The organism is Halomonas sp. DP1Y21-3 (genome assembly GCF_019801245.1).
Taxonomy (GTDB): domain Bacteria; phylum Pseudomonadota; class Gammaproteobacteria; order Pseudomonadales; family Halomonadaceae; genus Halomonas; species Halomonas litopenaei.
On the sequence record NZ_JAHVJM010000005.1, the window covers coordinates 324805 to 350870 of the forward strand.

At 63.2% G+C, this 26066-nt stretch carries 26 protein-coding genes; 7 read left to right on the forward strand and 19 right to left on the reverse strand.

What is annotated here, in order from left to right; genetic code table 11:
• Positions 1-274: 274 nt before the first annotated feature.
• Together gcvH and gcvP are read left to right on the forward strand one after the other, a co-directional pair.
• Positions 275-667, forward strand: a complete 393-nt coding sequence (gene gcvH / locus KUV74_RS16135) for a glycine cleavage system protein GcvH (protein WP_045991479.1) — start codon at positions 275-277, stop codon at positions 665-667.
• Between the two features lie 146 nt (positions 668-813).
• Positions 814-3708 (forward strand): aminomethyl-transferring glycine dehydrogenase, encoded by a 2895-nt coding sequence (gene gcvP, locus KUV74_RS16140; RefSeq protein WP_045991480.1) that lies wholly within the window; start codon positions 814-816, stop codon positions 3706-3708.
• An 80-nt stretch (positions 3709-3788) separates the two neighbouring features.
• On the opposite strand, the gene KUV74_RS16145 is transcribed toward gcvP, so the two are convergent.
• Entirely contained in the window at positions 3789-4706 is a 918-nt protein-coding gene (locus tag KUV74_RS16145) for a LysR family transcriptional regulator (protein ID WP_045991484.1), read from the reverse strand.
• A 241-nt stretch (positions 4707-4947) separates the two neighbouring features.
• Between KUV74_RS16145 and KUV74_RS16150 the strand changes: the two genes are divergently transcribed.
• Together KUV74_RS16150 and ppnN are read left to right on the forward strand one after the other, a co-directional pair.
• Complete coding sequence (locus KUV74_RS16150; RefSeq protein ID WP_222516845.1) at positions 4948-5238, forward strand: hypothetical protein; 291 nt, start codon at positions 4948-4950, stop codon at positions 5236-5238.
• A gap of 26 nt (positions 5239-5264) precedes the next feature.
• Complete coding sequence (ppnN, locus tag KUV74_RS16155; RefSeq protein WP_045991486.1) at positions 5265-6638, forward strand: nucleotide 5'-monophosphate nucleosidase PpnN; 1374 nt, start codon at positions 5265-5267, stop codon at positions 6636-6638.
• A 139-nt stretch (positions 6639-6777) separates the two neighbouring features.
• Here ppnN and KUV74_RS16160 read toward each other — a convergent pair whose 3' ends face one another.
• Positions 6778-7146 (reverse strand): hypothetical protein, encoded by a 369-nt coding sequence (locus KUV74_RS16160; protein ID WP_045991487.1) that lies wholly within the window; start codon positions 7144-7146, stop codon positions 6778-6780.
• Complete coding sequence (locus KUV74_RS16165; RefSeq protein ID WP_045991488.1) at positions 7146-7610, reverse strand: flavodoxin domain-containing protein; 465 nt, start codon at positions 7608-7610, stop codon at positions 7146-7148. The genes KUV74_RS16160 and KUV74_RS16165 overlap by 1 nt, the downstream gene beginning before the upstream one ends.
• 152 nt (positions 7611-7762) lie before the next feature.
• Between KUV74_RS16165 and KUV74_RS16170 the strand changes: the two genes are divergently transcribed.
• On the forward strand, positions 7763-7969 hold the full coding sequence (locus tag KUV74_RS16170; RefSeq protein ID WP_045991489.1) for a DUF2788 domain-containing protein: 207 nt from the start codon (positions 7763-7765) through the stop codon (positions 7967-7969).
• A gap of 241 nt (positions 7970-8210) precedes the next feature.
• The gene (locus tag KUV74_RS16175) at positions 8211-9590 is read left to right on the forward strand and encodes a uracil-xanthine permease family protein (protein ID WP_108133571.1); all 1380 of its coding nucleotides are present in this window, start codon (positions 8211-8213) and stop codon (positions 9588-9590) included.
• Positions 9591-9860: 270 nt separating this feature from the next.
• On the opposite strand, the gene ihfA is transcribed toward KUV74_RS16175, so the two are convergent.
• The 13 genes from ihfA to KUV74_RS16240 form a co-directional block, all read right to left on the reverse strand.
• Positions 9861-10157: an integration host factor subunit alpha gene (gene ihfA, locus KUV74_RS16180; protein ID WP_045991491.1), complete on the reverse strand. Its 297-nt coding sequence runs from the start codon at positions 10155-10157 to the stop codon at positions 9861-9863.
• Between the two features lie 57 nt (positions 10158-10214).
• Positions 10215-12596, reverse strand: coding sequence for a phenylalanine--tRNA ligase subunit beta (gene pheT, locus KUV74_RS16185; protein ID WP_222516846.1), 2382 nt, complete (start codon positions 12594-12596; stop codon positions 10215-10217).
• A 65-nt stretch (positions 12597-12661) separates the two neighbouring features.
• Entirely contained in the window at positions 12662-13681 is a 1020-nt protein-coding gene (pheS, locus tag KUV74_RS16190; protein WP_045991493.1) for a phenylalanine--tRNA ligase subunit alpha, read from the reverse strand.
• A gap of 176 nt (positions 13682-13857) precedes the next feature.
• Entirely contained in the window at positions 13858-14211 is a 354-nt protein-coding gene (rplT, locus tag KUV74_RS16195; protein ID WP_045991494.1) for a 50S ribosomal protein L20, read from the reverse strand.
• Positions 14212-14248: 37 nt separating this feature from the next.
• A complete protein-coding gene (gene rpmI / locus KUV74_RS16200) occupies positions 14249-14443 on the reverse strand; it encodes a 50S ribosomal protein L35 (protein WP_045991495.1) in 195 nt (64 codons plus the stop codon).
• Positions 14444-14531: 88 nt separating this feature from the next.
• Positions 14532-15071 (reverse strand): translation initiation factor IF-3, encoded by a 540-nt coding sequence (gene infC / locus KUV74_RS16205; RefSeq protein WP_083970214.1) that lies wholly within the window; start codon positions 15069-15071, stop codon positions 14532-14534.
• A gap of 94 nt (positions 15072-15165) precedes the next feature.
• Positions 15166-17064, reverse strand: a complete 1899-nt coding sequence (thrS, locus tag KUV74_RS16210) for a threonine--tRNA ligase (RefSeq protein ID WP_045991497.1) — start codon at positions 17062-17064, stop codon at positions 15166-15168.
• A 267-nt stretch (positions 17065-17331) separates the two neighbouring features.
• The gene (locus KUV74_RS16215; protein ID WP_222516847.1) at positions 17332-18144 is read right to left on the reverse strand and encodes an OmpA family protein; all 813 of its coding nucleotides are present in this window, start codon (positions 18142-18144) and stop codon (positions 17332-17334) included.
• A 319-nt stretch (positions 18145-18463) separates the two neighbouring features.
• The gene (locus KUV74_RS16220) at positions 18464-18931 is read right to left on the reverse strand and encodes a DUF2489 domain-containing protein (RefSeq protein WP_045991499.1); all 468 of its coding nucleotides are present in this window, start codon (positions 18929-18931) and stop codon (positions 18464-18466) included.
• A gap of 158 nt (positions 18932-19089) precedes the next feature.
• Positions 19090-20007 (reverse strand): heme o synthase, encoded by a 918-nt coding sequence (gene cyoE / locus KUV74_RS16225; RefSeq protein WP_222516848.1) that lies wholly within the window; start codon positions 20005-20007, stop codon positions 19090-19092.
• Positions 20000-21040, reverse strand: a complete 1041-nt coding sequence (locus tag KUV74_RS16230) for a COX15/CtaA family protein (RefSeq protein ID WP_222516849.1) — start codon at positions 21038-21040, stop codon at positions 20000-20002. The genes cyoE and KUV74_RS16230 overlap by 8 nt, the downstream gene beginning before the upstream one ends.
• Positions 21033-21686 (reverse strand): hypothetical protein, encoded by a 654-nt coding sequence (locus KUV74_RS16235; protein ID WP_222516850.1) that lies wholly within the window; start codon positions 21684-21686, stop codon positions 21033-21035. The genes KUV74_RS16230 and KUV74_RS16235 overlap by 8 nt, the downstream gene beginning before the upstream one ends.
• A gap of 205 nt (positions 21687-21891) precedes the next feature.
• On the reverse strand, positions 21892-22647 hold the full coding sequence (locus tag KUV74_RS16240; protein ID WP_222516851.1) for an SURF1 family protein: 756 nt from the start codon (positions 22645-22647) through the stop codon (positions 21892-21894).
• On the opposite strand from KUV74_RS16240, the gene KUV74_RS16245 reads away from it, so the two are divergent.
• The gene (locus KUV74_RS16245) at positions 22646-22837 is read left to right on the forward strand and encodes a DUF2909 family protein (RefSeq protein WP_045991503.1); all 192 of its coding nucleotides are present in this window, start codon (positions 22646-22648) and stop codon (positions 22835-22837) included. The two genes, KUV74_RS16240 and KUV74_RS16245, sit on opposite strands and share 2 nt — an antisense overlap.
• Before the next feature lie 21 nt (positions 22838-22858).
• Here KUV74_RS16245 and KUV74_RS16250 read toward each other — a convergent pair whose 3' ends face one another.
• Genes KUV74_RS16250 through ctaD form a run of 3 tightly spaced genes read right to left on the reverse strand, consistent with a single transcriptional unit; the run spans position 22859 to position 26001 of the window.
• Positions 22859-23722, reverse strand: a complete 864-nt coding sequence (locus tag KUV74_RS16250; protein WP_045991504.1) for a cytochrome c oxidase subunit 3 — start codon at positions 23720-23722, stop codon at positions 22859-22861.
• On the reverse strand, positions 23719-24354 hold the full coding sequence (locus KUV74_RS16255; RefSeq protein ID WP_083970215.1) for a cytochrome c oxidase assembly protein: 636 nt from the start codon (positions 24352-24354) through the stop codon (positions 23719-23721). The genes KUV74_RS16250 and KUV74_RS16255 overlap by 4 nt, the downstream gene beginning before the upstream one ends.
• 15 nt (positions 24355-24369) lie before the next feature.
• A complete protein-coding gene (gene ctaD / locus KUV74_RS16260) occupies positions 24370-26001 on the reverse strand; it encodes a cytochrome c oxidase subunit I (RefSeq protein ID WP_045991505.1) in 1632 nt (543 codons plus the stop codon).
• Between the last annotated feature and the right edge of the window lie 65 nt (positions 26002-26066).

Consider the following 26066-nt stretch of genomic DNA (forward strand, 5'->3'; position numbering starts at 1 on the left):
CCGCGCCTCTTCGACGTCTGTAGCATAGTCGCCAACGTCGAATCATGCCGGGTCTCGCCACCAACGCGTCCATCACGTGCCATCCGCCCATCCCCTTCACCTCACCGTGGCTTCAGCCACGGGCGTGGACTGGACGCCAACCGCGAGTCGTTCCACCCTATGTCTTGAGAGTGCGGCGACCACCCCGTTTTTCTCTCATCATGGACTCGCCAAACGCCGAGAATGGCGTTAGCATGCGCGAAACCGGAAAACCTTTTTCGTATAGGAAATCGAGATGAGCTCAATCCCCGCCAACCTGCGCTATGTCGACAGCCACGAATGGATTCAGGACAACGGCGACGGAACCGTCACCATCGGCATCACCGATCACGCTCAGGAAGCCCTGGGTGACGTGGTCTTCGTCGACCTGCCCGAGGTCGGCACCAGCCTCGCCAAGGGCGACGAATTCGGCGTCATCGAGTCGGTCAAGGCCGCCTCTGACCTCTATGCGCCGGTGGACGGCGAGATCGTCGAGGTCAACGAGTCCCTCGAGGACGCTCCGGAGACCGTCAACGAAGCGCCTTACGAGGATGGCTGGATCATGAAGGTGCGCCTCGACGACCAGAGCGCCCTCGACGACCTGCTCGACGCCGACGCCTATCAGGCAGTGGTCGACGCCGAAGGCTGAGCCGGGCCTCTGTGACCCGCGCCACCGGGGGGAGCCACTCTCTCCCCTCGCCGGGGCCATGTGGCCCCGGCCAACGCGCCCGCCACCACGCGAGGCAACCCGTTATTCATCCGGATCTTCGGGGTCCGTCACACTCAAGGTGTTCCATGGCTTTCGATACACGTCGCCTGGCCGAACTGGCCGATCACGATGCCTTTCTCCGTCGTCACAATGGTCCCGATGGGGACGACAGGGCCAAGATGCTGTCGGCCCTGGGTGTCGAAGGCGTGGAGTCCTTGATCGACAAGACGGTGCCCGCCAACATCCGCCTGGGCCGTGAGCTCGATCTGGATCCCCCCAAGGCCGAAGCCGAGGCGCTGGACTACCTGTATCGTCTGGCCCGCCAGAACAAGGTCGCCCGCAGCTACATTGGCCAGGGCTACTACGACACCCACCTGCCGGCGGTCATTCAGCGCAACGTGCTGGAAAACCCGGGCTGGTACACCGCCTACACCCCCTATCAGCCCGAGATCTCCCAGGGCCGTCTGGAAGGCCTGCTGAACTTCCAGCAGATGGTGATGGACCTGACCGGGATGGAATTGGCCAACGCCTCGCTGCTGGATGAAGCCACCGCCGCCGCCGAGGCCATGGCGCTGTGCCGGCGCTCCAACAAGAAGGCCAAGACCAATGCCTTCTTCGTTGCCGACGATGTCTTCCCCCAGACCCTGGACGTGCTCAAGACCCGCGCCTCCTGGTTCGGCTACGAGATCGTCATCGCCCCGGCGGAAGAACTCGCAAGCCATGACGTCTTCGGCGCACTGCTGCAGTACCCCGGCAATGACGGCCGCGTCCACGACCTGGCGCCGCTGATCGCCGAGGCCAAGAAACGCGGCGTGATGACCTGCGTTGCCACCGACCTGATGGCCCTGGTCCTGCTCAAGGAGCCCGGCGCCATGGGCGCCGATATCGTGGTCGGCTCGAGCCAGCGTTTCGGCGTGCCGATGGGCTTCGGTGGCCCCCACGCTGCCTTCTTCGCCACCACCGACAAGCTCAAGCGCTCGATCCCCGGCCGTATCATCGGGGTGTCGAAGGATGCCCGCGGCAACACCGCCCTGCGCATGGCCATGCAGACCCGCGAGCAGCATATCCGCCGCGAGAAGGCCACCTCCAACATCTGCACCGCCCAGGCGCTGCTGGCCAACATCGCCGGCTTCTACGCGGTGTATCACGGCGCCGAGGGCCTGCGCACCATCGCCGGGCGCATCCATCGGCTGACCACCATCCTGGCCACCGGCCTGGCCCAGAAAGGCGTCAGCCTGGCCAACGACAGCTACTTCGACACCCTGCGTCTGACCGGGGTCGATCGCGGCAAGATCCACGGTCGTGCCATGACCCACGAGATCAACCTGCGCTACTTCGACAATGGCGACGTAGGTGTCAGTCTCGACGAGACCACCACCGCCCACGATCTGGACGCACTGTTCGACGTGTTGCTTGGCGAGGAGCACGGCCTTGGCGTGCGCGAACTCGATGACGGCATCCTCGAGTCCCAGGCCAGCGGCATTCCCGCCGCTTGCCGACGCGAGAGCGACTTCCTTGAGCACCCGACCTTCCAGCGCTATCGCAGCGAAACCGAGATGCTGCGCTACCTCAAGCGCCTGGAGAACAAGGACCTGTCGCTGGCCCACGCGATGATTCCGCTGGGCTCCTGCACCATGAAGCTCAACGCCACCACCGAGATGATGCCGATCACCTGGCCGGAGTTCGCCCGCATCCATCCCTTCGCACCGAAGGATCAGGTCGCCGGCTATCGCCAGATGATCGACGAACTGGCGGCCTTCCTGGTGGAGATCACCGGCTACGACCATATCTCGATGCAGCCCAACTCCGGCGCCCAGGGCGAATACGCAGGTCTGCTGGCGATCCGTCGCTACCAGGCGGCCCAGGGCGAGGGCCACCGTGACGTCTGCCTGATCCCCAGCTCGGCCCACGGCACCAACCCGGCCTCCGCTGCCATGTGCAGCATGCGCGTGGTGGTGGTGGAGTGCGACGAGGACGGCAACATCGACCTGGCCGACCTCAAGGCCAAGGCCGAGCAGCACTCACAGGCGCTGTCCGCGATCATGCTCACCTACCCGTCCACCCACGGGGTGTTCGAGGAAGGAGTGCGCGAGGCCTGCGACATCGTCCACGCCAACGGTGGTCAGGTGTACATCGACGGCGCCAACATGAATGCTCAGGTCGGCGTGGCACGTCCGGGTGACTTCGGCGGCGACGTCAGCCACCTCAACCTGCACAAGACCTTCTGTATCCCCCACGGCGGTGGTGGCCCCGGCATGGGCCCGATCGGTGTCAAGGCGCACCTGGCGCCCCATGTGGCCAACCACAGCGTGACCCCGATCGACGGCGTCGAAGAGGACTCCGGCGCGGTGTCCGCGGCGGCCTTCGGCTCGGCCTCGATCCTGCCGATCTCCTGGGCCTACATCAAGATGATGGGCGCACGCGGCCTGCGCGAAGCCACCGAGCTTGCCATCCTCGGCGCCAACTACATCGCCACTCGCCTGGAAGCGCACTATCCGGTGCTCTACAAGGGCCAGAACGGCACCGTGGCCCACGAGTGCATCATCGACATCCGTCCGCTCAAGGCGGCCTCCGGCATCAGCGAGGAAGACATCGCCAAGCGCCTGATGGACTACGGCTTCCACGCCCCCACCATGTCCTTCCCGGTGGCCGGCACCCTGATGATCGAGCCCACCGAGTCGGAGTCACTCTATGAGCTGGACCGCTTCTGTGACGCCATGATCGGCATCCGCGAGGAGATCGCCCGGGTCGAGAGCGGCGAGTGGAGCCTGGAGGACAACCCTCTGGTGAAGGCCCCGCACACCATGGCCGACCTGATGGACGCGGACTGGAACCGGGGCTACTCCCGCGAGATCGGCGCCTTCCCCTCCGAGGCGGTCAAGGGTGCCAAGTACTGGCCGGCGGTCAACCGGGTCGACAACGTGCTGGGCGATCGCCAGCTGATCTGCTCCTGCCCGAGCATCGACGAATACCGCGACTGATCCCGTCGCAGGCAAAGCACAGAACCCCGCCACGGCGGGGTTCTGTCGTTTATCGCATGTGTGCAGGAAGGACTGACGCCTCAGCCCTCGGCCTGGCGACCCTCGGGGTGGCCGAAGCGCTCCAGATGGCGCTGCTCGCGAAAGGCCTCGAGCAGGTGGTGGTAGCGACTGGGGACCCGCGCCCCGCGTCGACTGACGAGGTAGAGCGTCTCGTCCATGGGGTGGGTCAGGGTCATCTCGCGCACCTGACGTTGCCAGGGCGAGGTCTCGAGCACCAGGCGCGAGACCACGCTGAAGCCGAGGCCACGGGCCACGGCGTCGAGCACCATGCCCACCTCGTTGGTGAAGCCCTGTCGCGGGAAGTGGCTCATGGAGCTGAAGTCGTCGGGAAAATTGGCTCGCAGCAGGCTACCGGCCTTGTCCAGACCATCGGTATAGCTGATGAAGCCGAGCCCCAGCAGGTCATTGAGGCTGGTGCCGGTAAAGTCCGCCGGCACTACCAGGCTCAAGGGTTCGTCGTGCCACGCCTCGCACTCGAGATCCGGGTGACGGGTGACCTCGGTGACGATGCCGAGATCGTGCCGACCGGCCAGCACATCGGCCAGGATCTCCTGATGAAAGGCGAAGCAATAGGATACGGTCAGTCCTGGATGCCGCTGCTGCTGGCCCAGGATAAACGGATAGAGCATCAGCCCGATGCTGCCGGGTGACGCCAGCCGACACTCGCCGCTGTCGAGACTCTCGTCGTCCAGAGAGTGACGAAACTGTTCATGCTCGGAAAACAGCTTTACCGCGTAGTCGTAAGCTCGGCGGCCGGCCTCGGTCAGCCGGAAGCGGCGCCCCTGGCGCTCCAGCAGGGTCTTGTCCAGATAACGCTCGAGCTTGCGCACGTGCTGGCTCACCCCCGGCTGGGTCATCTCGAGACGCTGGGCGGTACGGGTGAAGCTGCCGGTCTCTACCAGGGTGATGAAGGTGCGGAAGTACAGGGCATTGAACATGGAGTGACGCCAGGGTGATCCGTCCGGTTTGCAGGCCAGCGACAAGCCAGGTCATGGCTGCTGCAAACCAAGGCCAATTGAGGAAATGCCCACGCAGTGCACGAGGCCCTTTCCTTGGGTCGGCATAGTCTACCACTTCGGCACGAAGCCCGCAGCGGTGCGCCCTGACGCCCGGCCGTGGTAGCATCGAGCCATGATAGAGCGTTCATTTCACACCACCTCCGACCAAGAGTTCACCACCATGCATGACCCCATCGCCGCCCGTGCCGACGCCATCCATGATGCCCTGATCGACATGGAGCGTGACGCCAGCGCCGAGGAGCTGTTTCCGCTGGGCTATCTGATTCCCCAGATCCCCCTGGTGGTGGACCAGCTGGACTACGACCCGAGCGAAGTCACCAGTGACGATTTCGACGCCGTCTTCCATGAATGGCTGGACGGCGCCTTTGCCCAGGACGGCATGAGCGACGCGGATCAGAGCGCCGTGCGCGCCCTCTTCAATCAGGCGTGTGCCAAGGCCCCTGCGCCCTGACACCCGCCCAGACAAGGAAGCCTTGTATGCCAGAGACCATTTCCACCACGATCTCCCCCGAGGGCAGCCTCGAGATTCTGTCCCAGCACGAGGTCAATCGTCTGCGCGACAGCTCCCAGACCGGCCTGCACGAGATGCTGCGCCGCTGTACGCTGGCGGTGCTCAATTCCGGCAACCCCATGGATGACGGCCTGGCCCTGCTCGAGACCTACCCCAACTTCGATATCGAGCTTTTGCAGCAGGACCGCGGGGTACGTCTGAAGCTGACCGATGCCCCCGCCGAGGCCTTCGTCGACGGCCGCATGATTCGCGGCATCCGCGAGCATATCTCCAGCGTGTTGCGCGACATCGTCTACGTCTACAACGAGATCCAGAACCAGTCGCGCTTCGACCTGGCCACCGGCGAGGGCACCACCAACGCGGTGTTCCACATCCTGCGCAAGGCCGGCACGCTCAAGCCTAGCCGGGATCCCAGCCTGGTGGTGTGCTGGGGGGGTCACTCGATCTCCCGCGAGGAGTACGAGTACACCAAGGACGTGGGCTACCACCTGGGGCTTCGCGATCTCGACATCTGCACCGGCTGCGGCCCTGGCGCCATGAAGGGACCGATGAAGGGCGCCAACGTCGCCCACGCCAAGCAGCGCCGCTACCCCGGCCGTTACCTGGGGGTGTCGGAGCCCGGCATCATCGCCGCCGAGGCGCCGAATCCCATCGTCAACGAACTGGTGGTGATGCCGGATATCGAGAAGCGCCTGGAAGCCTTCGTGCGCCTGGGCCACGGCATCATCGTCTTCCCCGGCGGGGTCGGTACCGCCGAGGAAATCCTCTACCTGCTCGGCATCCTGCTGCACCCGGACAACGCCGACATGGAGTTCCCGGTGGTGTTCACCGGCCCCGCCAGCGCCGCCGCGTACTTCCAGCGAATCGACGAATTCCTGGTCTACACCCTCGGCGAATCGGTGCGCGAGCTCTATCAGATCATTATCGATGACCCGACCGAGGTGGCCCGCACCATGCGCGCCAACATCGACAAGGTCACAGAGTATCGGCGCGCCCGCCAGGACGCCTTCTACTACAACTGGCGCCTGACCATCGCGCGTAACTTCCAGGAGCCCTTCGTGCCGACCCACGAAGCCATGGCGTCGCTGGCGCTGAACCGTGAACTGCCCAAGCACGAACTGGCCGCCAATCTGCGCCGCGCCTTTTCCGGCATCGTCGCCGGCAACGTCAAGGAACAGGGCATTCGCGCCATCGAGGCCCACGGCCCCTTCCGCCTGCACGCCGAGGCCGACCTGATGGAGAAGCTCGACGCCCTGCTGACGTCCTTCGTCGCCCAGGGTCGCATGAAACTCGCGGGTGACTATGTCCCCTGCTATACCTTGGGCGGCGCTGTCGCCTGATCGCCCTCATCCGTATCCGCAGCACCATAAAAACACATCGCCCCGAGCCGCAAGGCTCGGGGCGATGTGTTTTCTTACTGAACGTGCAGAGCGCATCGGCGCCAACAAGACCGCCGTCACCAGAGCTCCGCCGCAAGGCTCAATCCCGCTTCGAGAACACCAGCACCACGGCGTGCAGCAACAGTCCTGCGGTCGCCCCCTGGGAAAGCACCGCCAGACCAAGCGCCATGCCATCGACCAGGGTGCTGTAGATCGCCATTACCACCAGGCCCACGACCATGCAGCCCAGCAGGGTGAACAGCATGCGTAGAAAGCGCGAGCGTCCCGCGCCATCGAGCAACCGCCACTGAAACAGGCTGGCCAGGGCCAGTACGCCGAGCACGATATAGCCCAGCGTCTCGCGGGTATCGAGACCGGCCATCTGGTAGCGCGGCAGGGTCAGCGCAAGCACCAGCATCAGGCCGACCATCAGGCTCAGGCGAGCAGGGCTCGCGATCGCCCTGGCCATCAGGCCACCTTCAGGTTCTGACGGGCAATCCAGCCCTCGACCCAGGGCAGCGCCTCGTCATCGGCCATGAAGGTCTCCATGGCGTCGATCTCGAGCCGGTCGTCGAGGCGTGTTGCGCCCTGCTCCTCGAGCAGCTGGTCCAGGCGACGCCCGGCGCCGCAGAAGGTTTCGCCGTAGGAGCTGTCACCCAGGGCGATCAGGCCATAGCGAAGTTGCCCAAGGCCGGGACTCTTGTCCTGCAACTCGCGCACGAAGCTGACGAAATTACCCGGGAAGTCACCGCTGCCGGTGGTAGACACGCAGAACAGCGCCAGATCGGGTGCATCGTCTGTGACGTCGGCCAGGGTCGGGTTTTCGAGCACCGAAACCTCGTAGCCCGCGTCCTCGAATAACGGCTTGACCTGTTCGGCTACGTCGAGAGCACCACCGTACATGGTGCCAACCAGTATCTTGAGAGTAGGCATGTGATGGAATTACCTGAGAATTTTGGTCGGATTCTAGCACGTAGGCTGGCGCCTGCGCATCCCTCGGGCGCTGCAAGCCGTGTCTGGACCGGATACCATGGCAGGCCAGTTCACACTCCCCCGCCCACCGCCACCACACAAGCGAGAGCCCCATGCGCGAGACCTTCGAGGCCTGGATCACCCCCATCATGATCGGCGGCCTGATCCTGTTCATGTGCTTTATCATCTGGGACCTGGCGAAGCAGTCCAAGGCTGGCCGCTTCGGCACCCTGATGCTGTTCATCGTGCTTGGCGCCGGCATGCTGGGCTACGTGGCAAAGGTCGTCATTACCTGGTATCTGGAAGGCAAGGGGGTCTAGCACCGCTCCTGGCGACACTTGCTCTCGTCGACTCTTCCACCAGAGCCTCAGCCTCCAGGTCGACATCGCCATTGTCCATGGCGTCGTTGTCTTACCGATTCTGCCGTTTTGTTCGTACCGCCGATATCAGGTATCGAACCATTGTTGTATACAGTTTGTCGTCCTACATTGGATACACTAGCGCTGCATAGTGTATTCAGTGACTAGAGACGCCCTGACAACAACCACAATGGCCAGGATCATGCAGACACCCCCCACGACACTGTTCGACTTCCACGGCCGGCCCGGCATAGCCCGGGCGCTGCCCATTTCGCTTCAACACGTGCTGGCGATGATCGCCGGTGTCATCACTCCGCCGCTTATCGTCGCCGGCGTGGTCGGCGCCACCCCGGCGGAAAAACTCCAGCTGATTCAGGTAGCGGTGCTTGCCTCCGGCGTCTGCACCCTCTTCCACCTCTACGGCGTCTGGAAGTTCGGCGCCCGCCTGCCGGCCATCTTCGGTGTCGGCTTCGCCTATGTGCCAACGCTGATCGCCGTCGGCGCCCAGTACGGCATCGAGGGCATCCTGGGCGCCCAATTGATCGGTGGCATCACCATGATGGTGGTGGGCTACTTCATCCAGTTCATCCGCCACCTCTTTCCCCCGGTGGTGGCGGGCACCGTGGTGCTGGTGATCGGACTGTCGCTGTACGACATCGCCATCCGTTACATGGCTGGCAGTGGCAACGTCAACGCCGAAGGCTTCGGTGATCTCGTCAACTGGGGCCTGGGCGTTCTGACGCTGGTCACCGTCCTGGTGGCGTCCCAGTTCGGGCGCGGCGTGGTCAAGCTGTCGGCCATCATCATCGGCATGCTGGTGGGCTATCTGGTCGCCATCCCCCTGGGCATGATCGACTTTTCCCCGGTGAACAACGCCCCATGGCTGGCGGTGCCGGAGTTGATGCCGTTCGAGATGGAGTTTCACTCCGCGGCCATCATTTCCATGGTGGTGATCTGCGTGATCAATTCAGTCCAGACGATTGGCGATCTCTCCGCGACCAGCGTGGCGGGGATGAACCGGGAACTGGCGACAAAGGAACTCACCGGCGGCCTGCTCGGCAATGGCCTGACGACCACCCTGAGCACCTTCTTCGGCGCCCTGCCGACCTCCACCTACAGCCAGAACGTCGGCATCGTGGCGATCACCAAGGTCATCAGTAGAAGCGTCTTCATGCTGGCGGGTGTCATCGTGCTGCTGGCCGGCCTCAGCCCCAAGTTCGGCGCGCTGATGACGACCATCCCCTATCCGGTCATCGGTGGCGCCACCATCACCGTGTTCGGAATGATCACGGTGACCGGCATCCAGCTGCTGATCAAGGACGAGATGACCGCCCGCAACATGACCATCGTCGGGCTGTCGCTGGCCCTGAGCCTGGGCATCACCTCGGTGCCGTCGGCGATCGAACAGTTCCCGGAAACGGTCAAGGACGTGGTCACAGGCGCACCCATCGTGATCGCCGCGATCAGCGCCTTCCTGTTGAACCTGCTGTTGCCGCGCAAGACACTGGCCCAGGAGGCTCAGGAAAGGGAGGAAGAAGCCCGACAGACGAATCTCGATCGCCAGAGTACCGAGGAAGGCTGACGCCCGGTACGCCTATGACCTTGATATCAGCCACGGCTGCAAAGGAGCTGTTGCAAGGCTCCACTCCAGCCCCGCCACAAAAAAAGCGCCGCCCTTTTGGGGCGGCGCATTTTACGATGACACTTTGCGTCACGACCTTCGGTTACGACACTTCTTCAGGGTGACGCCTTTACGGGCCAGGGCCTTTCAAGACAGACGTTGCAAGACGACACCATCGTGGAGCAACGCTTGGCGATCGGACGAGGCCGGCAAAGCCAAGGCTTCACTCCTCTAGGCTTCCTCGGGATGCCCCACCTGGCTTTTCAATTTCTGCCCGGGCCGGAAGGTCACCACACGCCGAGCCGAGATCGGAATCTCTTCTCCCGTCTTGGGGTTTCGCCCAGGCCTTTCACGCTTGTCGCGCAGATCGAAATTGCCGAATCCCGACAGCTTGACCTGCTCGTTTTCCCGCAGACAGGCGCGAATTTCCTCGAAGAAGGCTTCCACCATGGTCTTCGCCTCCCGCTTGGACAGGCCGAGCTCGGTATGCAGATGCTCGGCCAGTTCTGCCTTGGTCAACGCTCCCATGTTCTTATCCTCATGGTGATGGTCACGCCAACCGTTCGCGCCCGTCAGGGGAAAGCGTCAGGCACGCAGCTCGGCATCGAGTCCCTGCCGAGCCGTTGCCACGATGGCATCGACCAACTGATTGATTTCTTCGTCATTTAGCGTGCGCGAAGGATGCTGCCAGGTCAAGCCCAAGGCCACACTCTTACGACCTTCGGCTACGCCTTTACCCTGATAGACGTCGAAAAGCCCCAGTTCGGTGAGCCATTCACCGGCTTCGGCACGCACGCGGTCGAGCAGCGCCTGCACCGGCTGGTCTTCATCCACCACAAAGGCCAGGTCGCGACGCACCTCGGGATACCGTGACAGCGGCGCAAAGGCAGGGATGCTGCCCTGGCTGAGCGCGTCGAGGCGCACCTCGAACAGCACGGCGTCGGTCTTGAGACCGAGCTTGGCCTTGACCGCCGGGTGCAGGGTGCCGATCCAGCCGGCTTCCTCGCCGCGATGGAGGATGCGCGCGCACTGTCCGGGATGCAGCGACGGGTGCTCGCCCGGCTCGAAACGCCAGGCGTCGGCGCTACCGGTCACTTCGAACAGACTCTCGAGGTCACCCTTGAGATCGAAGAAGTCGACCTTGTCGCGACCGCCGGCCCAGCCTTCGGGAAGGCGCGAGCCGCAGACGATAGCGCCGAGCATCGGCACCTGCTCCAGCTCATCGAGCTCGCCGCGGAAAACGAGGCCGCTCTCGAACAGGCGCACGCGGGTCTGCTGGCGATTGAGATTGTGCTCAAGCGCCCTGACCAGGCCCGGGAACAGGCTCGCCCGCATCACCGACAGATCCGCCGAAATCGGGTTGGCCAGCACCGGCGACACCGCTTCAGGCAGCAGCACACGCTGCAGCTCCGGGGCGACGAAACTGTAGGTGATCGCTTCCTGGTAGCCACGTGCGGTCATCTGACGACGCAGCCGCGACAACGGGCTCCTGGACTCATGGTCCGCCTTGAGCGCCAGGCGCACGGCGGGTCGACGCACCGGCAGACGGTTATAGCCGTGAATCCGCGCCACTTCCTCGATCAGGTCTTCCTCGATGGTGACGTCGAAACGCCAGCTCGGCACCTTGACCCGGAAGCCAGCCTCGATGCTTTCCACCGCCATGCCCAGGCGCTCGAGGATCTCGCCGACCTCGGCGTCGTCCAGACGCTTGGACAGCGCCTTGGCCAGCCGCTCGGTGCGCAGGGTCACCTCACGCTGAGCCGGCAGGTGAGCGTCGGATGCCTGCTCATTGAGCGGCCCGGCTTCGCCGCCGCAGATGGCGATCAGAAGCTCGGTCGCCCGCTCGATGGCACGGCGCGTCAGCTCGGGATCGACGCCGCGCTCGAAGCGATGCGAGGCATCGGTGTGAAGCCCGTAGGAGCGCGCTTGTCCGGCCACCGCCAAGGGGGTGAAGAAGGCGCCTTCCAGGAAGATATCGCGGGTGGCCTCGCTGACACCGGAGTGTTCGCCGCCCATCACTCCGGCCAGGGCCAGCGGTCCCTTCTCGTCGGCGATGATCAGGGTGCTCGGGTCGAGACTGACGGTCTGGCCATCGAGCAGCACGAGCTCCTCGCCCTGGCGTGCCAGACGCACGATCACGGCACCCTCGAGGTTGGCACGATCGAAGGCGTGCAGCGGCTGACCCAGTTCCAGCATCACGTAGTTGGTCACGTCCACCGCCGGATCGATGGCGCGTACGCCGCTGCGGCGCAGACGCTCCACCATCCACATCGGCGTGGGACGGCTGATATCGACGCCCTTGATCAGACGGCCGATATAGCGCGGGCAGCGCTCTGCGTCCTCGACCCTGACCGGGAAGGTTTCGTCATGGCTGGCCGCAACCTTGGAGATCTGCGGCTCGTTGAGGCCAAGACGGTTGAGCACGCCAACCTCGCGGGCCAGGCCCTGGACGCTCAGACAGTCGCCGCGGTTCGGGGTCAGATCGACCTCGATGGTGTGGTCATCCAGGCCCAGGTAGTCGCGCAGGGCGGTGCCCACCGGAGCGTCCTCGGGCAACACCAGGATACCCTCGGAGGTGCCCTCCTCCAGGCCCAGCTCCGAGGCGGAGCAGATCATGCCGCGGGACTCGACGCCCCTGAGCTTGGCCTTCTTGATCTTGAAGTCACCCGGCAATACCGCGCCCACCCGGGCGAACGGGATATGCTGGCCGGCGGCCACATTGGGGGCGCCACATACCACCTGCACGGTCTCGCCGCTTCCGTCGTCGACCTGACAGACGTTGAGCTTGTCGGCATCAGGGTGCTGGGCCTTGTCGACCACCTTGGCCACTACCACCTCGCTGAAGGCCGCCGCCACGGGTTCGACGGCGTCCACCTCGAGCCCCGCCATGGTGATCTGGTCGGCAAGCCCCTGGGTGGAAAGCTGCGGAGATACCCACTCACGCAGCCACTGTTCGGATACTTTCATGAGGACTCCTTGACGTCCTGTTCCTGCATTCGATGTTCTTTATCGGGCCCTTTGGCCCGCAGCGCTCAGTGAAACTGACGAAGAAAGCGCAGATCGTTTTCAAAGAACAGGCGCAGATCGTTGACGCCATAGCGCAGCATGGCCAGGCGCTCGGCACCCATACCGAAGGCGAAACCGGTATAGCGCTCGGGATCGATGCCGCCGTGACGGAAGACTTCCGGGTGGACCATGCCGCAGCCCATCACCTCGAGCCAGCCGGTGTGGGAGCACACACGGCAACCTTCACCGGCGCACATCACGCAGGCGATATCGACCTCGGCGGAAGGCTCGGTGAAGGGGAAATAGGACGGACGGAAACGTACCGACAGGTCATCGCGCTCGAAGAAGGCATGCAGAAAGTCTTCGATGGTGCCCTTGAGGTCGGCGAAACTGACGTCTTCCTCGATCAGCAGGCCCTCGACCTGATGGAACATCGGGGTATGGGTCAGATCCGAGTCACTGCGGTACACCCGACCCGGGCAGACGATGCGAATCGGCGGCTCCTCGGCCTTCATGGTGCGCACCTGGACCGGCGAGGTGTGGGTGCGCAGCAGCCGGGTGGCGTCGAAATAGAAGGTGTCGGCCATGCCCCGCGCCGGATGGTGGGCCGGGATGTTCAAGGCTTCAAAGTTGTGGTGATCGTCTTCGAGCTCTGGCCCCACCGCCACCTCGTAGCCGATGCGACGGAACAGGCCTTCGATACGCTCCAGGGTGCGTGTCACCGGATGCAGGCCACCAGTGGGCTGTCCACGACCCGGCAGGGTCACGTCCAGGCGTTCTGCGGCAAGCTTGGCGTCGAGTTCGGCCTTGGCCAGGGCCTCGCGCCGGGTATCGAGTTCCTTGGCCAGCTCCTGCTTGGCCTGGTTGATGCGCTCACCGGCCGCCGGGCGCTCCTCGGCGGGCAGCTTGCCGAGCCCCTTGAGCAGCGCGGTCAGTTCGCCCTTCTTGCCCAGGTACTTGACGCGAATCTCGTCGAGTGCGGCCATGGAGTCGGCTGACTGGATGGCGTCGCGAGCTTGTTGAACCAGGTCGGGAAGGTGGTCCATACGTTGAGCTCCGATATCGTTGATCGTTCAGTGGTGGAGTGGTCGCGCAATAGTAGAGAGATCGCGATGAAAAAGGGGTCGCCAAAAAAACAGGGGAAGAGCGGCTGCTCTTCCCCTGGGGCGATCATGAACGCTCGTCTCCCCATGGGGAGAGCTCGCTCATCATTCGAACGCGCTTACTGGGCAGCCTTGGCCTTCTCGACGATGGCAGCAAAGGCTGCCTTCTCGTGAACGGCCAGGTCAGCCAGGACCTTGCGGTCGATTTCGATACCGGCCTTCTTCAGACCACCGACGAAGCGGCTGTAGGACAGACCGTGCTGACGGGCACCGGCGTTGATACGCTGGATCCACAGGGCACGGAACTGACGCTTGCGCTGGCGACGGTCGCGGTACGCGTACTGGCCGGCCTTGATGACGGCCTGCTTGGCAACGCGAAAGACGCGCGAACGGGCACCGTAGTAGCCCTTGGCCTGCTTCATGATCTTCTTGTGACGACGACGGGCGACGACACCACGCTTGACACGAGTCATAGCACTCTCCTGACGTTAAAGGGGGTTCACCAAGGGTTTATACGTACGGCAGCATGCGACGCACGAGTGCCTTGTCGGCGTCGTGGATCTGCTGCATGCCGCGCAGCTGACGCTTACGCTTGGTGGACTTCTTGGTCAGAATGTGACTACGGAAGGACTGCTTGTGCTTGAAGCCGTTGGCAGTCTTCTTGAAGCGCTTGGCAGCGCCGCTGTTGCTCTTGATCTTCGGCATGAGAATAACTCCGCTCGAGTTTCTTTAGAAAATCCGGGGCCAATGGCCAGCCTTCACAGGCTGACCAATCGTTGAACCGGCCGTCGGATCACTTCTTCTTGGGGGCAATGATCATGATCATCTGGCGCCCTTCCATCTTGGGGAAGGATTCCACGGTCCCGATTTCCTCGAGATCCGCTGCGATCCGTTCCATCAGCTTGCGGCCGATGTCCTGGTGCGCCATTTCACGCCCGCGAAAACGCAGGGTGACCTTGCCCTTGTCGCCACCTTCGAGGAATCGAATCAGGTTCTTCATCTTGACCTGATAGTCACCCTCGTCGGTGCCAGGACGGAATTTGACTTCCTTGACCTGGATTTGCTTCTGCTTCTTCTTCTGAGCAGCTTTCTGCTTCTTCTGCTCGAAGACGAACTTGCCGTAATCCATGATCTTGCAGACGATCGGATCGGCATTGGAAATCTGTACGAGGTCCATCCCTTCCGCTTCGGCACGCTCAAGGGCGTCGCGGGTATCCACGATGCCAAGCTGTTCGCCGTCGCTGGCGATCAGGCGGACCTGATCTTCGGTGATGCGCTCGTTCATTGGCGGACGCTTGTCCTGGGGGCGTCCTCTGGGGTTGCTTCTCTTGATGGTTCCGTCTCCACTGTAGCTTTGGAAGGTGCGAGAGCTGGGAAGGTGCGTGCCTAGAGCCTCACACGAGGGGGCGGCCCATGCCGCCTACCCGTTAGTACCGCTCGGCCTGAACTCGTTCAATAAAGGCGTCCACGGTCATGGTGCCCAGATTTTCGCCGCTGCGCGTACGCACAGCCACCGAGTCGGCCTCTACTTCCTTATCTCCGACCACCAGGAGATAGGGTACCTTCTGCAACGTATGCTCGCGAATTTTAAAGCCGATCTTCTCGTTCCTCAAGTCCGACTTGACGCGAAGACCGATTTTTTGCAGTCGTGAGGTCAAGGCTTCGGCGTATTCCTTCTGGGCATCGGTGATGATCATCACCACCGCCTGCTCCGGCGCGAGCCACAGCGGCATGGCGCCGGCGTAGTGCTCGATCAGGATGCCGATGAAGCGCTCCATGGAACCGACGATGGCACGGTGCAGCATGACCGGCGGCTTGCGCTCGCCCTCTTCGGTCACGTACTGGGCACCCAGCCGCGTGGGCATCATGAAGTCGACCTGCATGGTGCCGACCTGCCACTCGCGGCCCAGGCAGTCCTTCATGTGATACTCGATCTTGGGACCATAGAAGGCGCCCTCGCCCGGCAGCTCCTGCCACTCGACCCCACAGGCCTCCAGCGCACCACGCAGGGCGTTCTCGGCACGATCCCAGGTGTCGTCGTCGCCGATGCGCTTTTCCGGGCGCAGGGCGATCTTGATCGCGATATCCTCGAAGCCAAAGTCGCTGTAGACCTTGAGCGCCTGGCGATGGAAGCTCGTCACCTCAGGCTGCACCTGCTCTTCGGTACAGAAGATGTGGCCGTCGTCCTGGGTAAAGGCGCGCACTCGCATGATGCCGTGCAGCGCGCCGGACGGCTCATTACGGTGACAGCCGCCGAATTCGCCGAAGCGCACCGGCAGTTCACGGTAGCTGCGCAGGCCGGAGTTGAACACCTGGACGTGGCCCGGGCAGTTCATCGGCTTGAGCGCGTACTCACGCTTCTCGGACTCGGTGAAGAACATGCCGTCGGCGTAGTTATCCCAATGGCCGGACTTCTTCCACAACGACACGTCCATGATCTGGGGACAGCGAATCTCCTGATAGCCGCCCTCCTTGTAGACGCCGCGCATGTACTGCTCGACGCGCTGCCACAGGGTCCAGCCGTTGGGGTGCCAGAACACCATGCCCGGCGCCTCTTCCTGCATGTGGAAGAGGTCGAGACGACGCGCCAGCTTGCGGTGATCGCGCTTCTCGGCCTCCTCGAGGCGGTGCAGGTAGGCCTTGAGCTGCTTCTTGTCGCCCCAGGCGGTGCCGTAGATGCGGGTCAGCATGGCGTTGTCGGCATTGCCGCGCCAGTAGGCACCGGCCAGCTTGGTCAGCTTGAACGCCTTGAGGTGACGCGTGTTGGGCACGTGGGGCCCACGACACATGTCGGTATATTCCTTGTGGCGGTAGAGGCGAATAGTGTCGCCTTCGGGAATCCCGCGCACGATTTCCTGCTTGTAGGGCTCATCGCGATGCAGGAATTCCAGCATCGCGGCATCGCGATCGACGTACTCGCGGACCACGTCGTACTCTTCATCGATCAGCTGCTTCATGCGCTTCTCGATGGTCTCGAGGTCTTCCGGGGTGATCGACTGGCCGAAATCGATGTCGTAATAGAAGCCGTCGGTGATCACCGGGCCGATGGCCATCTTGGCCTCGGGATAGAGCTGCTTGACCGCGTGCCCGATCAGGTGGGCACAGGAATGCCGGATGATCTCCAGGCCTTCCTCGTCACGTGCGGTCAGGATCGCCACCTCGGCGTCCGTCTCGATCAGGTCCGCGGCGTCCACCAATACGCCGTCGATCTTGCCGGCCACGCAGGCCTTGGCAAGTCCCGGGCCGATGCTCTCGGCCAGTTCCATGACGCTAAGGGGGGAATCGAAGGTTCTCTGACTGCCGTCAGGCAGTGTCACGATGGGCATGCAAGCTGTCCTTGTGCGCAGTGGTGATCCATACCAGGGATCACGTGTCGCCAAAATGGATTCGAGGGGTGAAACAGCGACATAGAATATCAGAAATGGCGCCGCCGGCGCCATGCTCTACCCCTGTGGAGGGCGTCGCGACACCTTTAGCGAGCGGAATGGCAAGCCTGGCCACCACCACCCGAAACGCAGCGAGGCGCCCGAAGGCGCCTCGCTGATGTCATCGTGCTCGATCAGGCGATCGAGACGGACTCGGTCAGGGCAGACTTACTGCCACTCACCCAGTTCCACACGACGGTTTTCCGCACGACCTGCATCGGTGTCGTTGGTCGCGATGGGCTGCTCTTCACCGTAACCGATGGCACGCATGCGGTTCGGCTGAACACCCTGGCTCGCCAGGAAGCGAGCAACGGAAGCGGCACGCTCCTGAGACAGCTGCTTGTTGTAGCTGTCGGAACCGACGCTGTCAGTGTGACCTTCGATGCGCACGCCGACGTTCGGGTTGGCGCGCAGACGCTCGGCAACACCAGCCAGAACCTGCTCAGCCTGAGCGGTCAGGGTGGCGGAGTCGAACTCGAAGTTCACGTCACGCAGGACCAGGTCCTTCTCGCAACCCAGGGAGTTGACCTGGACACCAGCCGGAGTACCCGGGCACTGGTCCTGGAAGTCCGGCACGCCATCGTTGTCGGAATCCAGCGGGCAACCCACTGCGTCCACGGCGACGCCGGCCGGAGTACCCGGGCACTGGTCGTTGGCGTCGTAGACGCCGTCACCGTCGGAATCCTTCGGAGCGTTCATCGGCTCCTTGTTCGGCTCGGCACACAGCAGAGCGCCAGCCACGGTGCCGACGGTCGCGCCGACAGCAGCGCCGGTTTCCTCGTCGTCATCGCTGGTGGTGCCGTAGCCGATACCACCGCCGATCAGACCACCAGCGATACCACACACCATCGGGTGCTGGTACCACGGCTTGGCGTCAGATGCGCTCATGCCGGAGGAGGACTGAGAGGCGGAGCTGGCGCAGCCGGAGAGGCCGACAACCAGTGCAGAACCGAGCAGCAAGCCAGTCGTTGATTTTTTCATGTAAGACTCCTTCTTCTATCTGACACTCAATGCTGAATACGGGTAACCCTGTTCTTCAGCGGGTCCAATGTTGTGCCGATCGAGAAACAGGATAGGTACCCTACTTCCTCATAGGCAAGAAAAGCATGAAATACAGCGCCTAGCCAGTCTATTAGTCGCCAATATCTCAACGTCTTCTGCCAACGGCCCATCGTGCAAGACAATTGCTGCACGACCAATCCCTTGCAGGCGATATCATGACGTATCGCTTCTGTACAATCAAACTAGCACAGGCGATACCCGCCCGTCATTCACTTCATCGAACAGTGTTCGAGATCGCTCAATTGAGAGAGTCGGGGTAACGGGCTTGAAAATCCAGCGCAGCCTGTGCCGCAGCCAGCACATCGTCGCGATTCGCTTCTTCCACGGCCAGTCGCTGCTTGTCTTCAGCGAACCGCTCCTTGGGCGTAAGCTCTTGACGAGCCTGATGTGTGTGCAGATGACGGGTCTGTTCGTAGACCTCGGCAAAGACTCTGAACTCGCGCCGCTCAAGCAGTGCCGGATCGATGATCTCGAACAATACTTTCAACCGCCAGCAGCCTTCGGTCACATCGACCTGACGCTGCAATAGCGCCGACGCAACCAGACCGAGGTTTTCCAGGCCATTTTCCCTGGCACGACGTTCCTCGTCCCGAATCACTCCCTCTCGGCGCCGCACCTCATTCTTCAACGACCAGGCGTACCACGCCAACGCGGCAATGATGACAATGCCAAGCCCGAGCAAGGCATAAGCGAGCGTCGTGGACATGCAGCCCCCTGTGCGATGGTCAAAGGGGGCATTCTACACATCTACCAGAGAGGCTGAACCATTCATCGCGAGAAAGACCGGTGACTGCCGCCTGCATTGTTGCCACCTGCCGATGACACTCCCGTGACACCGGACCGTTGAACGAAGGTAGTCGGCCCTCACGGACTCAAGGCGATACTCAGATAGTGATCCAGCAACAAGGCCAGAAAGACGCCAAGCAGATAGCGAATGGAAAACCAGAAGGCCTGCAAGGGCGCCTGTTCGTCGTGGCCACGCCAGACCCTGAGATTCCACTGCATGAAGCGTAGATTGAGCACACAGACGCTGACCAGATAGAGCCACCCACTCATGCCGATGGTGAACGGCAGCAAGGTGGCCGCCACTGTCAACCAGCCATACAGCCAGACCTGCAGTCTGGCAAAGGCGAGGCCATGGGTCACCGGCAGCATCGGAACCCCTGCCTCGGCGTATTCATCGCGCTTGTAGATCGCCAGCGCCCAGAAGTGCGGCGGCGTCCAGGCAAAGATGATCAACATGAGCAGCAGCGGTTCGGCTCCCACTGTCCCGGTCACGCTGGTCCAGCCCAGCAGTGGCGGCGCGGCACCGGCGACACCACCGATGACGATATTCTGCGGCGTGGCCCGTTTCAGAAATACCGTGTAGATCAACGCATAACCGACCAGCGACCACAGCGTAAGCCAGGCGGTCAACGGATTGACGGTCAGCGCCAGCAGCGCCACCCCCGAGGTGGACAATGACAGCGCCCAGGCCAGCGCCAGTGGCGTCGACAAGCGACCGGACGCCAGCGGGCGCCGCGAGGTGCGATGCATCCGCGCATCCAGCTTGCGATCCACCACGTGGTTGATCGCCGCCGCCCCGGCGGCGGCCAGTGCAATCCCGATAAGCCCGCACACCATGGCGTTAAGCGCAGCTGGCGATATCGCACCGGGGATCGCCAGCAACATCCCCACCAGGGCGCATACCAGCATCACCATGACCACTCGCCATTTGCACAACGTCAGCAAGTCACGCCATAGCGGATGGGTCGCTGCACCCATGGCCTGTGCATCACGCATGGAGCCACCCTCCTCTGGTCTGGCGTTGACGTCCCTTCACCGCCTGTCTTGAATGGCGCTGCTTCCACGCTACCAGGGTAAAACTGAAGACCAGCAGTACCGCGCCGGCAGTATGTAGAAGCGCCAGGCCCAGCGGCAGCCACAGCAGCACATTGGCGATACCCAGGGCGACCTGCAAAGCCGTCGCCCCGGCCAGCGTCAGCAGCCAGGGCCGCATCTCACGGCGATGCCAGCGACGGATCACCACCAGTGCCAGCGCCAGCGTCAACACCAGCGCTCCCAGCCGATGGGCCAGATGGATCGTCGTGCGTGCTTCGGCGTGCAGGGCCCCGTGCAGATAGTTGGGCCCCACCGTCTGGGTAAGGTGGAAGCCCTCACCCCAGTCGGTGTCGGGCACCCACTGGCTATTGCAGGTGGGAAACCCCTGACAGGCGATGCCCGCGTAGTTGCTGGAGGTCCAGCCCCCCAGCGCCAGTTGCAGTACCAGCAGCATGGTGGCCCCCCCCATCAGCGCCCCCAGTGGTCGGGCAGCGAGCGCCGCCTCGCCCCTGGCGACGCGACGCAGGCGCAGATGCAGCCAGATGAACAGCGTCATCACCGTGAGACCTCCCAGCAGGTGAAGGGTTACCACCTGGGGCCACAGCTTGAGGGTCACGGTGTAGGCACCGAAGGCCCCCTGCACCATCAAGGCGGCGAACAGAATCAGCATCAGACGCCAGGGAAACCCAGGCTTGCGCCGCCTGGGCCAGGCCAGCACCAGCAGGGCCATCACCATGACCCCGAGACATCCGGCCAGGTAGCGATGGATCATTTCCATCCAGGCCTTGGATGCCTCCAGCGGTGCATCCGGACTATGCAGCAGAGCGCTGCTTGCATCGGGCACGACCAGCGCCCCATAGCACCCCGGCCAGTCGGGACAACCCAGCCCCGCATCCAGCAAGCGGGTGAAGGCACCGGCCATGATGACCAGGGCGGTGAACAGCGCCCCCACCAGACTCAAGAGCCGCAGCGTCGCCAGGCGTCGATCATTCATGGCGCACCTCCTGGCGGCCGTCTTCGCTGGCACCTTGGCTGTCGTGCAGACTGACCAGTTCGGTGGCACCTTGTGTAGCCTCGGCCTCACCGGGATCTTCGCCCAGGGCAGCAAGCGGTGGCTCGGGGTTGCGCTTGAACAGATGCTCGATGTCGTCCATCACCGCCCGGGTCTCCACCCCGACAGGATAGGCGACCGCCACCCACCCCTGGGGGTCAAGCAGCCACGCCTGCCCCTGACTGGCCCACTCCGGCGACTCGGTCCAGGTCATCAGCGACTCGCCAGGCAAGGCGGCAGCGTCTCCGCCTACGCGCAACCGACTCAGACGATGGGCGTCCTTGCCCAGCGCTCGGTGCAGGCGCCACCAGCGATCCGCGTCTTCGGCGCAGCTATCGCCGCAATCGTAGGCCAGGGTCCAGGCATGCGCCGCGACCTCCCCTCCACGATCGCGACTGGCAATGTCTGTGCGCTCAAGAGCCGGCCACCGGGATAGCGGCGGCACATCGGCATCAAGCGCCCCGTGTGCGGTACGGTTGTCGGGAATGCCGATACGGAACTCGACCATGCCCCAGGCAAGCGCCATGGGCATCACAAAGATCGCGATCAGTGCGACCAGCTTCAGCCGCTGCCACCCCATCGTCGTCATCCTCGCACCTCCACTCCTTGCGTCGACACGTTCGGTCCTGTCGTGCCCGCTGGGCTATCGGGTATCTGTTGTTCTCGCGTTAGTGTCGTGCTCTCGCGCTAGCCTCTTGCCCTCGCCGATGTCGCTTGTCTTTCGACCCTTTCCTGTCTTTCGCGGCGTTATTGTCTTCCGCGGTTTTCTTTCGCAGTCTCGCCATCTCTCGGCCTTAGCGTTCTTGCCTGGCGGACATATCAACAATTGACCTTTCAGCGCTCGTGACGCCCGCCGCGCAAAGATCGCGATAGAGTCGTCGACCTCCAAACAGCAGCGCCAGCAGCGCCACCAGCGAAAGCCCCCACCACTGCAGTGCATAGGCCAGATGTCGCTCTGGTGGCATGACGTTAGGCGTCCACCAGTCCTCCAGATGCCCGGGACCCTGGCGCTGATGCAGCCAACCGGCAAAGCTGAACTCCTCGTCCCAGGCTCCGAGTTCGATGCGCTGCAGTCGCGTGCCTTCGAGGTTGCCACCGAACCGCGGCGTACGCCGGCCATCCGCCTGCCAGTCACCGCTCAGCGACACCAGCCCCTTCGGCGTCTCTGCGTAGGGCGCCTGGCGCGACACCCCTGTCTCGAGAAAGCCGCGCTCCACCAGCCACCGCTGTCCCTCGACGTCGACAAAGGGCGTGAGCACCGCTACCCCGAGTCGATTGCCGAGCATCCGATTGTCCAGGTAGAGGGTTTCGTCGGCCTGAAAGACGCCTTCGAGCGACAGGCGGCTGCCGTCCGGCGGCAATGTCCCTGGCATGTTCAAGGTCGGTGCCTCGGCAAGGTTTGCAAGATAGTCGCGCTTGCCGGCGGCGCGCTCCCACTGCCATAGTCCAAGGCCGATACCCAGCACCATCAGCGCTGCACACAGCAGGCACCAGGCCACCAGCCGACCCGGACCACGCCTTTTCCCCTCACTCGAACGGACTCTCACCATGCTGCTCAAGATCCTGATTCTGATCGTGTTCGTGGCCATGCTGGCCAGTCTCGCGGCCGGGGTCGGCTTCCTGCTCAAGGACGACAGCCACTCACGCCGCCTGCTGGTCTCGCTAAAGATCCGGGTAGCCCTGGCCGCCCTGCTGCTGGCGTTGCTGGCCTATGGCTTCGCCACCGGTACGATCGGCTGAGCGGCCCCCACGCCGCCTGCCTCAGAACACGTAGACAAAGATGAACAGCCCCAGCCAGACCACGTCGACAAAGTGCCAGTACCAGGCCGCCGCCTCGAAACCGAAGTGGTTGTCGCCACTGAAATGGCCCTTGCGGATACGCATCAGGATGCTGGCCAGGATGATGGTGCCGATGATGACGTGAAGGCCATGGAAGCCCGTCAGCATGAAGAAGGTCGAGCCGTAGATGCCCGCCTCCAGAGTCAGGCCCAGGTGATGGTAGGCTTCGTAGTACTCGACCCCCTGGATGATGATGAAGAAGGTGCCCAGCAGCACCGTACCGAACAACCAGTTGTGGGTAGCGCGACGCTCCCCCATCTTCAACGCTTCGTGGGCGACCGTCAGGGTAATGCTCGAGGACACCAGCAGCAGGGTGTTGACCAGCGGCAGCTGCCAAGGGCTCAGGGTCTCGGTCGGCCCCGAGATGGCGCTGTCCGGTGGGTTCTCCAGCGGCCAGCTGGCGGTGAAGTCGGGCCACAGCAATGCCGACACGCCCTTGGCACCTTCACCATCGAGCCATGGCAGCGCCAAAGTCCGCACATAGAACAGCGCACCGAAGAAGGCGCCGAAGAACATCACTTCCGAGAAGATGAACCAACCCATGCCCCAGCGGAAGGACCGATCCATCTGGGCGTCATAGAGCCCTGACATGGACTCCTTGATGACATCCCTGAACCACAGCACCATCACCGCCAGGATGCCCACCAGCCCCGCCAGCATGATCGGCGACCCCGCCGCCCCGTGCACCAGCCAGGTGCCCCCGCCGACCATCATCACGCCCATGGCCAGGGAACCGAGGATCGGCCACTTGCTGGTCGCGGGTACGTAGTAGCTGCCACCACTCATGCTTCACCTCCTGGATCTTCGCCAGACGCCGGTCGGCGTCCCTTGTCACTGCCCGGTGCGCCGTCGGCCACCGTCGCCACCGCCACGTCCGGTCCCTGGTCCTGCGGGTAGAGCGTGTACACCAGGGTCACGGTCTTGATCTCTTCGGGGAGATCGCGGGTCAGTTGAAACACCAGTGGCGCCTCGAAGCTCTCCCCCGGCGCCAGCCGTTGATTGTCGAAACAGAAACAGGCCAGCTTGCGCAGATGTAACGACGCCGGAGATGGGGTCACGCTGGGCACCGCCCTTGCCACCAGCGCCTGGTCACCCAGATTGCGAAAGGTGAAATACACCTCCGTGCTCTGCCCTGGGTGAACCCGAACCTGGCGACTGTGGGCCTCCAGCTTCCACGGCAGTCCCGCACTGCCACGAGTCACGAACTGCATCGTCACCGTGCGTTCGGTATCGACCTCTTCGTGCACCAGCGTCTGAGCGCTGGTCGAGGTCTTGCCGTTGAGACCCGTCACCTGGCAGAAGACGTCATACAGCGGGACCAGGGCAAACGCGAAGCCAAACATCCCCGCCAGCACCACCAGAGTCTTCACCACGGTTCGTCGAACCTGGGGACTGCGATCCTCGACGACGTCCGTCATGGCGACACTCCCGACTCAGTGCTCCACCGGCCGATACTGAGGCGGGTGCTCGAAGGTATGCAGAGGCGCCGGGCTCGGCACCGTCCATTCAAGATCCTCGGCGCCATCCCAGGCCTTGGCCGGCGCCTTCTTGCCGCCCCGCACGCACATGATCACGATGACCACGAACAACAGCTGCGAGAAGCCGAACATGAAGGCACCGATACTGGAGAGCATGTTGAAGTCGGCAAACTGCAACGAGTAGTCGGGAATTCTTCGCGGCATGCCGGCAAGCCCGGAAAAATGCATCGGGAAGAAGGTCAGATTGACCCCGATCATCGACAGCCAGAAGTGCCACTGGGACAGCCGCAGGTGCGGGTAGTGGCCGGTCCACTTGGGCAGCCAGTAGTAGACCCCCGCCATGATCGAGAACACCGCGCCGGGCACCAGCACGTAGTGGAAGTGAGCCACCACGAAGTAGGTGTCGTGGTACTGGAAGTCCGCCGGCGAGATCGCCAGCATCAGCCCCGAGAAGCCACCGATGGTAAACAGCACCACAAAGGCGATGGCGAACAGCATCGCCGGCTCGAAGCTGATCGAACCCCGGAACAGGGTGGTGATCCAGTTGAACACCTTCACCCCGGTCGGCACTGCGATCAGCATGGTGCTGTACATGAAGAACAGCTCCGCCACCAACGGTAACCCCACCACAAACATGTGGTGCGCCCACACCAAAAACGACAGGATGGCGATGGAAGCGGTGGCGTAGACCATGGAGGCATAGCCGAACAGCCGCTTGCGGGCGAACGTCGGAATGATCACCGAAACGATGCCGAAGGCCGGCAGGATCATGATGTAGACCTCGGGATGCCCGAAGAACCAGAACAGATGCTGGAACAGCACCGGATCACCACCGCCACCGGCATTGAAGAAGCTGGTGCCGAAGTTGATGTCCATCAGCATCATGGTGACCACCCCGGCCAGCACCGGCATTACCGCGATCAGCAGGAAGGCGGTGATCAACCAGGTCCAGACGAACAGGGTCATGTCCATCAGGCGCATGCCCGGTGCGCGCAGGTTCAGGATGGTGGCGATGATATTGATCGCCCCCAGGATCGAGCTGATACCGGCGATGTGCAGCGACAATATAAAGAAGGTAGTGGACGGCGGCGCGTAGGTGGTGGACAGCGGCGCATAGAAGGTCCAGCCGAAATTCGGTGCCCCACCCGGCATGAATAGCGTACTCAACATCAGGGTAAAGGCGATCGGCAGCAGCCAGAAGCTGAAGTTGTTGAGCCTCGGCAGCGCCATGTCCGGCGCCCCGATCTGCAGCGGCACCATCCAGTTGGCCAGCCCGACGAAGGCCGGCATCACCGCGCCGAACACCATGATCAGGCCATGCATGGTGGTCATCTGGTTGAAGAACTCGGGCTGCACCAGCTGAAGACCGGGCTGGAACAATTCGGCCCGCACCACCAGCGCGAAGACCCCACCGATCAGAAACATGGTCAAGGAGAAGATCAGATAAAGGGTACCGATCTCCTTGTGATTGGTGGTCAGTACCCAGCGCATCAGACCGCCTGGGCGATAGTGATGCTCGTCGTGTCCCGCCGAGCTGGCCTCGGAGGCCGACGACTCGAGTCGATGCTTGGGAGGCAGTGACGCCATGGCGAAGATCTCCCCTGTTGGCCGCCTGCCTGACTCTTGGCGGGCGTCGATGGTGCGTTCAACGT